8 protein-coding genes are annotated in these 9,783 nt (G+C 61.3%); 4 read left to right on the forward strand and 4 right to left on the reverse strand.

What is annotated here, in order from left to right; translation table 11 throughout:
• The first annotated feature begins 50 nt into the window (after positions 1-50).
• Together Q0X47_RS05755 and Q0X47_RS05760 are read left to right on the forward strand one after the other, a co-directional pair.
• Complete coding sequence (locus Q0X47_RS05755; protein ID WP_297723798.1) at positions 51-1,685, forward strand: cell wall-binding repeat-containing protein; 1,635 nt, start codon at positions 51-53, stop codon at positions 1,683-1,685.
• A 250-nt stretch (positions 1,686-1,935) separates the two neighbouring features.
• Positions 1,936-2,685 carry a M48 family metallopeptidase gene (locus Q0X47_RS05760; RefSeq protein ID WP_297723800.1) on the forward strand — a complete coding sequence of 250 codons (750 nt, stop codon included), beginning with the start codon at positions 1,936-1,938 and terminating at the stop codon, positions 2,683-2,685.
• A 78-nt stretch (positions 2,686-2,763) separates the two neighbouring features.
• Here the strand turns inward: Q0X47_RS05760 and hemQ are convergent, their stop codons facing one another.
• Positions 2,764-4,905, reverse strand: a complete 2,142-nt coding sequence (hemQ, locus tag Q0X47_RS05765) for a hydrogen peroxide-dependent heme synthase (RefSeq protein ID WP_297723802.1) — start codon at positions 4,903-4,905, stop codon at positions 2,764-2,766.
• A 5-nt stretch (positions 4,906-4,910) separates the two neighbouring features.
• The gene (locus Q0X47_RS05770; protein WP_297723804.1) at positions 4,911-6,197 is read right to left on the reverse strand and encodes a glutamyl-tRNA reductase; all 1,287 of its coding nucleotides are present in this window, start codon (positions 6,195-6,197) and stop codon (positions 4,911-4,913) included.
• A gap of 74 nt (positions 6,198-6,271) precedes the next feature.
• Here Q0X47_RS05770 and Q0X47_RS05775 point away from each other — a divergent pair, with 74 nt between their 5' ends.
• Entirely contained in the window at positions 6,272-7,423 is a 1,152-nt protein-coding gene (locus tag Q0X47_RS05775; protein ID WP_297723806.1) for a uroporphyrinogen decarboxylase family protein, read from the forward strand.
• Between the two features lie 21 nt (positions 7,424-7,444).
• Complete coding sequence (locus Q0X47_RS05780; protein WP_297723808.1) at positions 7,445-8,986, forward strand: NAD(P)/FAD-dependent oxidoreductase; 1,542 nt, start codon at positions 7,445-7,447, stop codon at positions 8,984-8,986.
• Positions 8,987-9,026: 40 nt separating this feature from the next.
• On the opposite strand, the gene Q0X47_RS05785 is transcribed toward Q0X47_RS05780, so the two are convergent.
• Positions 9,027-9,398, reverse strand: coding sequence for a type II toxin-antitoxin system VapC family toxin (locus tag Q0X47_RS05785; protein ID WP_297723810.1), 372 nt, complete (start codon positions 9,396-9,398; stop codon positions 9,027-9,029).
• The gene (locus Q0X47_RS05790) at positions 9,395-9,640 is read right to left on the reverse strand and encodes a type II toxin-antitoxin system VapB family antitoxin (RefSeq protein WP_297723812.1); all 246 of its coding nucleotides are present in this window, start codon (positions 9,638-9,640) and stop codon (positions 9,395-9,397) included. The genes Q0X47_RS05785 and Q0X47_RS05790 overlap by 4 nt, the downstream gene beginning before the upstream one ends.
• Between the last annotated feature and the right edge of the window lie 143 nt (positions 9,641-9,783).

Genomic DNA, 9,783 nt, shown 5'->3' on the forward strand with positions numbered 1-9,783 from the left:
TGGTGTCTTGGAGATACCAAATAACGTACAGGGACAGGTGAATAAGGATTATGAAACCGAAGACCCCAAACATGGATGTAAAGGCGAACGAGGATTCGCAAATCGGCGCAGCGATGCGTCCGATGGTGCATGGCCGCGTTCGTTTTGGGCGCTTTCTGGTCGGAGGAACCGCGCTCGTGGCGATGGTTGCTGTCGCCATGTTGGCTGGTAGCCCCGATTTGAGCCGCTCGCCCGTGCTGGGTCAGCCCCAGCAGACCGCAAGCGCCGGCGCAGATGATTCCTCAGTTGCCGAGCCCCTGGCTCCGGGCGACCCCGCTCCCGCCAAGCCGAACCGTGTCGGCGGCGGCGGCCCTACTGCGACCGCGATTGCTATTTCCCGTACTGCTTTCCCTGGCGGAGCTTCTGAAGTTTATGTGGCGCGTAACGATAACCCGGTTGACGCGCTGGCGGCCTCCGTGCTGCCCAACGGCCCGATTCTGTTGGTCCCGTCCGCAGGTAATGTTCCGGCCGATGTATTCAACGAAATTAAGCGTTTGCACCCCTCCAAGGTTGTGGTCCTTGGCGGCGAAGGCTCGATTAGTGCCGATGTAGCCGGTCAACTCAGCACCTACACCGGAGTCGCCAATGTGACCCGTCTGGCTGGACCGAACCGTGTGGCTACCGCGGCGGCTATTGCCCAGTATGCCTACCCCAACGGTAACGCCAAAGTTTACGTCGCTGACGCGATGGGCTCCAACGGTCTGGGTTCCCCCGACGCGGCTGTGGCAGGCGTGTTGCGTGACGGCCCGATTATCACCGTCAGCGGTAATGGCGGCGACATTGCCACCGCCGCCAACACGGTGAAAGCTCTGGGTGCCTCCCAGGTCGTAGCTTTGGGCGGCGAAGGTGCGATTCCCAGTTCTCGACTCAGCCAGGTGGCGAGCGGGGCTGCGACCGGTCGTATTGCTGGAGCGGATCGTTACCTGACCGCTCAAGCTATCAACCGGACGGTGTTCTCCAACGCCAGCCACGTTTACCTGGTTTCTGGCACTGACCTGGTTTACCCGCTGATTTCTGGCTCGTTGAGTGACGGTCCAGTACTGCTGGTTCCCGCCAACGCGCGGGGCAACACTCGCGACCTCGTGGCGGCTTTCGGTAACCCGGCAGTGACCGCAATCGGGGACGCCAGCGCGGTTTCCGACAACGTCTTGAATGTGGCCGCCGGCTTTGCCCAGCCCCAACAGGCGCCGGCAGCGGCGGCACCGGTTGCCGGGATATCCCAGGTATACACCAAGTACTCGATGCAGCCCTCCCCGGCTGACCAGGCTCGTGAAGACGCGGTGCTCAACTCCATCAACGCCACACGTAACGCTGCGGGTATCCCGTCCTTGACGCGCGACCCGGTGATGGACGACGCGGCCCGCGCTTGGGCACAGCAAGTCGCCCGCACCGATGTGTTTGTACACTCCAACGGCGCTTTGAAGTACGCGGACCTGTTCCCGGCGGGCTGGAAGTTCGCTGGCGAGAACATGGTGGGCTACTACAATGTTGACCCGGCCGCCTACGCCGCGGGTTCCACGAAGGCATGGGTGGCCTCTCCCGGTCACTACCGCAACCTGATGGATCGGCGCTTCAACCGCACCGGTATTGGTACGGCCACCGGTCGCCAGTGGGTGTACACGGTCCAGAACTTCGGACAGTACTGAGTCTTTTAGGGAAACCTCCCTTTCATCTCCCTAGGTTTCGGTGTCAGGCTTGGCCTGGCACCGAGACTTATTTTTGGACCGCACAAGGGTGGGGCTTGCGGTGGCTGGGAACAGGCCGGCTCGCTCTGCCCCGCCATCGGATAGTCGAGATTATCGATGAAGTCCAGCTGTATCTCGGGGTTGGTGGTTGATATGGTCACAAAGGTCGATTTAGAACATGGATTTGCTGCCGGTCGGGTAGCATAGGGCGATGTCTGTTAAGGCCGGAAGCAACCAGAAAGTCCGCCGGGTACGCGATGAGGGCGTGTACTGGCTGGGCGACACTCCGGTGTACCTGACGCGGAAAAACGTGCGGAACCTGCGGCTGCGCATCGATGGACGCGGCGAGTTCCATCTCTCTATCCCCTGGCGGGCACCGATGTCGCTGGCCCGAGACTTTCTGCACGAACAGGCCGACTGGATCGCTCGACAGCAGGAGCGGTTTTCACGGCGACAAGCGGCGCAGCCTCGGCTGGTAGATGGCGAGACGGTAGCGTGGTGGGGTCAAGACGTCCCCCTCAAGGTCGTGGAGGACCCTCACCCCCGCGCTTGTGCCGTCGCGGAAGTGGGCGTCGGGGTGATTGTGTTGAACGTACCGGTGGGAGCTCCCCTGGAAAAACGCCAGCGCGCCTTAGACAGATTACGCAAAACGTCCCTGGAAATCCGGCTGGCTCCGGTAGTGGCCAAGTGGGCGGCGGTCTTTGAGACGGAACCCGGAACGGTGCGGATTAGACGCATGAAGTCGCGGTGGGGGTCATGCAATCCGCGCACGCGGGCACTAACGTTCAACTTGGAACTGAGCGCGAAAGACCCGAAATACCTCGACTACGTGGTGGCGCACGAGTTCACGCACTATTTTCACCCCAACCACGGCCCCGAATTTCATGCTTTGCTGTCTGCCAAGCTGCCCCAGGAACGCCAGCTGCACCGCGCTTTGAACCGGCGCAAACACACCACTTGAAACCCATAGAAACCCCTGCGGTCTGTGCTAGACAGCGCCGCAGGGGTCGTATCTAAAGATGCTTAAATCGAGTGAGGACTATTGTCCGCAACCGCAGGACGGTTCCTCAGACTGTCCGCACTGGCAGCTTGTGTCGTCGCGCTTGGGCTGCAAATCCACCCACTCGCGAGGCTCTACGCGAACCCCGGTAAAGAATGGGGTGTCTACCCGCACGAACAGGCGAGCTTCAACCTCGCGCTGCTTGCGCAGCACACCCATGACCCGATCCAGGCGGTCGGCCTCTAGGGTAATGGTCCATTCCCAATCTCCCAGAGCAAACGCTGCCAGGGTCGAAACCGCCACGTCATTGAAATCGTGGCCGTTCATACCGTGTTCCTTAAGGATAGCGTTGCGCCGTGCCTTGGGCAGGTAGTACCAGTCCCAAGAGCGCACGAAGGGATAGACCGTGGCGTACTTGCGCGGGGCGAAACCGCCCCAGCAGGCCGGTAGGTGTGATTCGTTGAACTCAGCGGGCAGGTGGCGGCTCATCGCCGACCATACCGGCTCAAACAAAGCGGGCCGGCCGTGGCACGTCCCGATGGCGCCAACCTTGCGATATGCCTCTTGTAGAGCCTCGGTATTATCAGCCAGCGCCCAAATCATCAGGTCAGCTTCGGGGCGGAATCCCGACACGTCATACCAGCCGCGCACCACTACGCCGTTCACCGCTTCTTCCAAACGGTGGGTAATGCGTTCCAAGCGCTGCGGGTCGGTGGGCAGGGGGCGGGTCCGACGAAACACCATGTGCAGGGAGTAGTTCTCTCTGGCGTTGACTTCGTGATAATCGACTGCGTAATCGCGCGGGTCGCCGGTGATTTCCGGAGCTGTTTGAACGGATTGGGGATGTCCCATGGTTTCTCCTTTGATTGGGGTTGGGTTGACAGTGTGATGAGGACGAGAGTGGTTAGGGCGCGGATACTGGCAGCAGTTCGGTCCGCAGGTTTCCGCCAGCGGCGGGTAGGTGTCGGGCTCCACAGACTGTTGGGGGTGTTCTCCACGCGCAAAGGCGGCCCGTTCGTAAACCAGGTCAGCCAGTTCATTCAGGAACTCAGGGTCAGATTCCGCGGTGGCAGCCCGACGGTATTCCAGGCCAAGTTCCTGGGCGGTAGCGGCGGCCTCGGTGTCGAGGTCATAGACAACTTCCATGTGGTCCGAAATAAAACCAAAGGGAGCCACGATGACCCGGCGCGCTCCGGCGGCCGCTAAATCGCGCAAATGGTCATTAATGTCTGGTTCCAACCACGCCTGGTGGGGGGAACCAGAACGGGAACAAAACGCCAGCGACCACGGCATTTCCAACCCCTGTGCGGAAAGTCTGCGGTTGATGGCTTGTGCTATCGCGAGGTGCTGGGCCAGGTAGGTCCAGCCCTGCCCCAGGGCATCTTGCTCACGGGTCACTACCGGCAAAGCGTTGAGGGCTTCGGGGGAAAAGTCGCTCAGGCGCTGGCGCAAGGGGACGCGGGGGCGGCTGACCGGAGTGTCAAAACGGTCGTCGAACAGTGCCGGTTTCCGCACCGTCGGGGAAGCCGCGGCTGCGCTGTGGTCACAGCGGCACGGCCCGGAATGCCGCGCCATCTCCAGGGGAATCGAATGCGTTACGTAAACCAGGTGAACCGGTGAGGATGATGCTGCGGGGGATTGGTCAGAAGCGGGAGTCATGTTTAAATCCCGGGCGGCCGCCGCGATGGCACGGGCGTTAGCGCGAACAAATCCGGGGGTGTTTGCAAAAGGTCGCACCCGATCCAACGTGACTTCACCGGCTACCTCCGGGCGGGCAGTGCGAAGGTCGGCCAGAGCCTCGGCCAGGTTTTCCCGGTATTGACGGCATCCCGAATAACACGTGTAAGCGGTGGTAAACAACGTCAAAATCCGTCGCGCTCCCCGGTCAACCAAGTCAACGAGGCTTTCGCTAAAATACGGGTGCCAGTTGCGGTTGCCTACCGCATAGAGGAGGTCATCGCCGAGGCGTTGGTGCAGGCCGGCCAGCAGTTCGGCGTTGCGGGCATTAATGGGGGAAACACCGCCAAACAGGCGATAGTGCCCGCCGACTTGTTCCAGGCGAGAATCGGGAATACCTGCCCCGCCGGTAGCGTTGCGCAAGAACGGCAACACGTCCTCCGGGCCGTTCGGCCCTCCATAGCTGACCAGCAGTAACGCATCGTAAGGAGACAAATTGTGCATGCGGTTTACCTGATTTCGGCGTCTAGAGCGGCTTCGAGGACCTCGGGAGTTAGTCCCCATACAGTTGCTAGGGCGTCAACCCACTCGGAGCCCAAGCCTGCCTCGGCCGCCATGTGGGCGGAAACGGTGGGAGTATGCGCCAGTTTGGCAATGACGTGGTGAATCGCGGCCTCGGCGGCCTCGCGAGAAATCATGTCGCCAGCGGGAAGTCTGTCAATCTCGGCCGCGGCCGCCTGCTGGAAAATGGCGCGCAGCTGGACAATAGCCGGATCCATGTGCCGTGCCGCCACCGCCGCGTCGTACTCTCCCAAACCTTGTTCAATAATTTCGTGCGCCCGACGCACTTGGGACACTGCCAAAGCCGGAACCCGGTGGCGAATATCCTCCAAATCCCACAACGTGACTCCCGGCAGGTCCCGCACGCTTTCTTCCACGTCACGATGCAGCGCCAGGTCCAAAATGGTCAACGAACTGTCGGAGTTGGCTAGGCTGGCGCGCACCTGTTCGCGGCGCAGCACCGGGGCGCCGATTCCCCGCGCGGTGACGACCAAATCAGCCTGTTGTAGCGCCGGTACTAAATCAGCGGCGGGAACGATGCGTGTTCCGTGATTCTTGGCAAATGCCGTGACCCGCTCGGAAGTCGAAATATTGGCGATGTCGCGCACCCCGCGGGCGCGCAGCTGAGCGACCGTACTCCCGGCATAAGCGCCGGTGCCGACCAAAAGAACTTGTGCCTGCCGCCATTCGGGCAGCCGCCCGCTAGCCTCCACCACATCCAGACCCACGGAAACCACGGAACGTCCCAGTCCGGTCAGTTCAGTCTTGCTGGCGACCTTTCGCGCGGTAGAAAGCGCCCCCTCAAACATCCGCACCATCAACCCGTGAACTTCCCCCAAGTCTTGGGCTCGCGTAAAGGAACGGCGCACCTGACCCGCGACCTCGGCCTCGCCCACCACCATGGAATCCAATCCCGCGGCAACCCGATACAGATGTTCAGCGACCGCGCGACCCTCAATGAAATTCCAGGCCAGCGTGTCGTTCTGAGAATGAGGCGGGTGGGGAGCTTCGAGCTGTTGCGTTTCGGAGGGCAGTTCATGGGCGGGAACCAGGCGCACTCCCGGATCGGCCGAAGCATAAATTTCCACACGGTTACACGTTGAAACCAGCACCAGGGAATGCACTCCCGGTGTCTCGAGCCATTCCGATTCCTTTTCTGTAGCTTGAGCCGCTGCCTGTGCCACTTCAGCCAAGCTGTGGGTCAGGTGATTGACGGTGTAAAGTTGAAAAGGCATCAACCTTTTTATACCTTAAATATATTAACCCCCGCAAAACAGTTACTAAGGGTATCCTAAGTTAGGATTGTATTTTGGCTACAGTTTCTATGGGTCTTGACCCACTATTCTCCGGTTCGCGGATGCGTGCTGCGCTGAACGGAATCAGACCGACCACCACCCCGGTGTGGTTCATGCGCCAAGCCGGACGTTCCCTGCCGGAATACCGTGCCCTGCGTGAGGGAAAATCCATGCTCACAGCCTGCACCACCCCCGAGGTTGCCGCCGAAATTACCCTCCAACCGGTACGCCGCCACCATGTCGACGCGGCCGTGTTCTTTTCCGATATCGTGGTGCCACTGTATTTAGCAGGCGCAAACATCGACATCGTGCCCGGCCGCGGACCGGTGCTGAAACAGCCTCTGACCAGCGCCGCCGAGGTAGAAAAACTGACCGAACTGGAAGTCGCGGACTGGTCGGTCATAGAGCAGGCCGCCGCCCATGTCCGCCGCGAACTGCCCTATGAAAAAGTCCTGCTGGGGTTCGCCGGAGCACCCTTCACACTTGCCTCCTACCTGTTGGAAGCCGGCGGGCCGCGGCGGCGCGAATGCCTCGAAACCCGCGCTTTTATCGCGGCGGAACCTGCCGCTTGGACCAAACTGGCGACCTGGTGCGCGAAACTGTCCGGCCAGTTCATGAAAGCCCAGATCAACGGTGGCGCCGAAGCGGTGCAACTGTTCGATTCCTGGGCGGGGTCTCTGACGGCCGAGGAATACCGCCGCTTCGCCCTGCCCTACTCGACACTCGCTTTTCAAGGCGCGCCGGGAGCCACGCACGTTCACTTCGGGGTCGGCACCGCTCACCTCATCGAAGCGATGGGTGAAATTGCGGAGGTCGTTTCCATCGGCTCCGACTTGAGCTTGGACGCCGCCGCGCGGCGCCTGCCCGGGAAAGTCCTGCAGGGCAACCTCGACCCAGACCTGCTGGTTACCGCGGAGCAGCCGGCATCCCCTGAGGCGAAACGCACCGAAACGGGGGACATCATGGAACGAGTCTGGCGCGAAGCCGAACAGGTCCTGCAGGCTGGGCTGGCCGCTCCCGCCCACATTTTCAACCTGGGACACGGGGTGCGACCCGACACCGATCCCGGGGTGCTGACCGAACTGACCGCGAGGATTCACACTTGGCGGGCTCCGGCCACCACACCCACCGAAAACTCTCAAAAACCCACCAAACCCACCAGATAACGCTTGTGAAGGGAAAACACCATGGCTGACGAAGGCTTTGACATGATTATTCTCGGAGGCGGGCTCGGCGCGCTGACCGCCGGATACGCGGCGACAAAACGCGGGCTGCGCCCCCTCATTCTGGAGGAGCGCGGACGCCCCGGTGGCCTGGTCTGTTCGGGAGTTTTCGGGGGAGCCACCGTGGATATCGGGGCGGAATCCTACGCCACCCGCACCCTCGAAGTCACCGAGCTGTGCCGGGAACTGGGCTTGAACCCGGTCGCCCCCCATAGCGATTCCTGGGTGTGGGACCACGGCCGCAACGATGCCGTGCGGATTCCCTTCGGAACCCTGGGGATTCCCGCCGACCTTGACGACCCGGTGTTCGTGGAGGGATTGACCCACATCGCCGGGCCACAAGCCCTGGAGCGCGCCCGACAGGATTTGACGCTGCCCGCGGAAGTCGGCGCGGACGCGAAAAGTTTTGGGGAATTGGTAGAAGCCCGTCTCGGGAAAGCCGTGTTGGACGCGTTCGTGACCCCGTTCGCGGGAGGCATTCACTCCACGCACCCCAACGGGCTGGATCCCGACCGGGTCGCACCGGGATTGCGCGCCGCGCTGGCACGCACCGGGTCACTGACCAAGGCGGTGGCCGCCACCCGTAAACCCAACTCAATCGTGGTGATGATGCCCGAGGGCGGCATGTTCAAGCTGGTAGACGAGCTGGTGAAACGTATTACCGACGCGGGGGGACGCATCGACAACCACGTGCGAGTCATGCATGTCGAAGCCGGTATCGGAGCGGAGAACCCGCGCTGGGTCGTGTGGTGCAAACACACGATTTCCAACACCAAGTACCAGGGCGGGCCCCCGGAAGAAACCGGTAATGCTTTCGGGCTGGCGACCGACCGGATTGTGGTGGCGCTGCCGGGCAACAGTGCGCTGAAAGTGCTGAACTCGGCCGCGGCCTCGATGCTGCGTCAAAAGTTCCACGCCGAACGCGACCACCGGGACGCCACCTTACGGTTTGACGCGGCGGCCCTGGAAGAAATCGGCGATTTGACCACCGGATTCCAGCTGCATAAAGGCACCCACGTGATGAATGTGACCCTGGCAGTCAATGCACCCCAGCTGGACAACCCGCCGCGCGGGTCGGGCATGTTGGTTGGGCCTCCGCCCTGCGGACCTGATGAGGACCCGAACGTTTTGCAGGCCAAAGCCATCACGAACTATTCCGCGAAATGGCCCGGCACGATGGCGGGAGCTGCCCCCCACACGCATATCCTGCGGATTTCCTACGGTCGGGAGGGCGACCCGGACGGCTTCGTGTATCAGGTGAGCGTGGAGCGGGCTTTGGCTGACGCGTCGCGGATGCTGGGAGTGGAACTGACGATGGACCAGGTCCTGGATTCGCGCCGCATCTTTTGGGGCGACGCCATGACCCACCCCAACGCTGAGGAACGCGCGGTGCTCAACCAGATTGCCGCCGCCGCCCAGCGCGTGGAGGGCCTAGACCTGGAAGGCGCGCTGTTTGCTGGGACCGGGATTACCGCCGTGGTCGCTCGCGGATTGCAGTTTCAATAGGCCGGTTCACAAGGGCGGGGCGGACCGTTGCCGGGCGCTCTCACGCGGCGATGACGTCAGTAGCGCTGAAGTCCGTGCCTTTGAACAGTAGCGGTTCGTTCAGGGCGCGGGCGGCGGCGTAGGAAAAACAGTCCCCGAAGTTGAGTTTGGCCGGGGAGCCCGAGCCGCGGGCGAAATTCTGGATGGCGAAGCGAGCCCAATAGAGGTGGTTTTGATCCACGGGAGTGATTTCAATGCCTAGGGCGTGGAGAACCTGTGGTGGATTACCGTACTTGCGCGCCACGAGTTCGAATTCAACTGCGGTTCCCGCACTGATTTTCGTGTTGTCGCTACGGAGGATTTTTTCGAGATATTCTCGGTAGCCGGGTTCCTTAGCCATAATGGCGATTAAAACTGAGGTGTCTACAATCACTTCGGTAATCCGTTCTCATCGTAGAGGTCGTCATCAGTCAAGAAGGTTATCCCTTCCTCCTCCACTTGGGCTTGAATTTCCCTGATGGCCTGCAGTTTTTCCTCATAAGTCGGTCGGCGCGTAGTCTCGATTTCCCGCTGGGCCAGTTCGCGCACCACGGCGGTCATGGTCATGCCTTTACGATTCGCGAGTTCGCGAACGTTTTCATACACTTGGGGATCTTTGATAGTCAGCATCGGCATAGAAAAATTCTACCATGAATGCTAGAAAAGCGGAAGAGTGGTTTGCCCCTTCAGTTACTACTTAACCCTGCTTTGGCCTAAGCTAGAACTTATGCAAACGATTGGCAGCGCTGAGCGTCCGCTCGTGATTGGCACCCGGGCCT

This window comes from uncultured Mobiluncus sp. (assembly GCF_947254095.1).
Classification (GTDB): domain Bacteria; phylum Actinomycetota; class Actinomycetes; order Actinomycetales; family Actinomycetaceae; genus Mobiluncus.

What these genes read in the sequence shown, in the direction of transcription:
- Q0X47_RS05755 (WP_297723798.1), top strand. Translation starts at nt 51, where the DNA reads ATGAAACCGAAGACCCCAAACATGGATGTAAAGGCGAACGAGGATTCG.
- Q0X47_RS05760 (WP_297723800.1), top strand. Translation starts at nt 1,936, where the DNA reads ATGTCTGTTAAGGCCGGAAGCAACCAGAAAGTCCGCCGGGTACGCGAT.
- hemQ (WP_297723802.1), bottom strand. Translation starts at nt 4,905, where the DNA reads ATGCACAATTTGTCTCCTTACGATGCGTTACTGCTGGTCAGCTATGGA.
- Q0X47_RS05770 (WP_297723804.1), bottom strand. Translation starts at nt 6,197, where the DNA reads ATGCCTTTTCAACTTTACACCGTCAATCACCTGACCCACAGCTTGGCT.
- Q0X47_RS05780 (WP_297723808.1), top strand. Translation starts at nt 7,445, where the DNA reads ATGGCTGACGAAGGCTTTGACATGATTATTCTCGGAGGCGGGCTCGGC.
- Q0X47_RS05790 (WP_297723812.1), bottom strand. Translation starts at nt 9,640, where the DNA reads ATGCCGATGCTGACTATCAAAGATCCCCAAGTGTATGAAAACGTTCGC.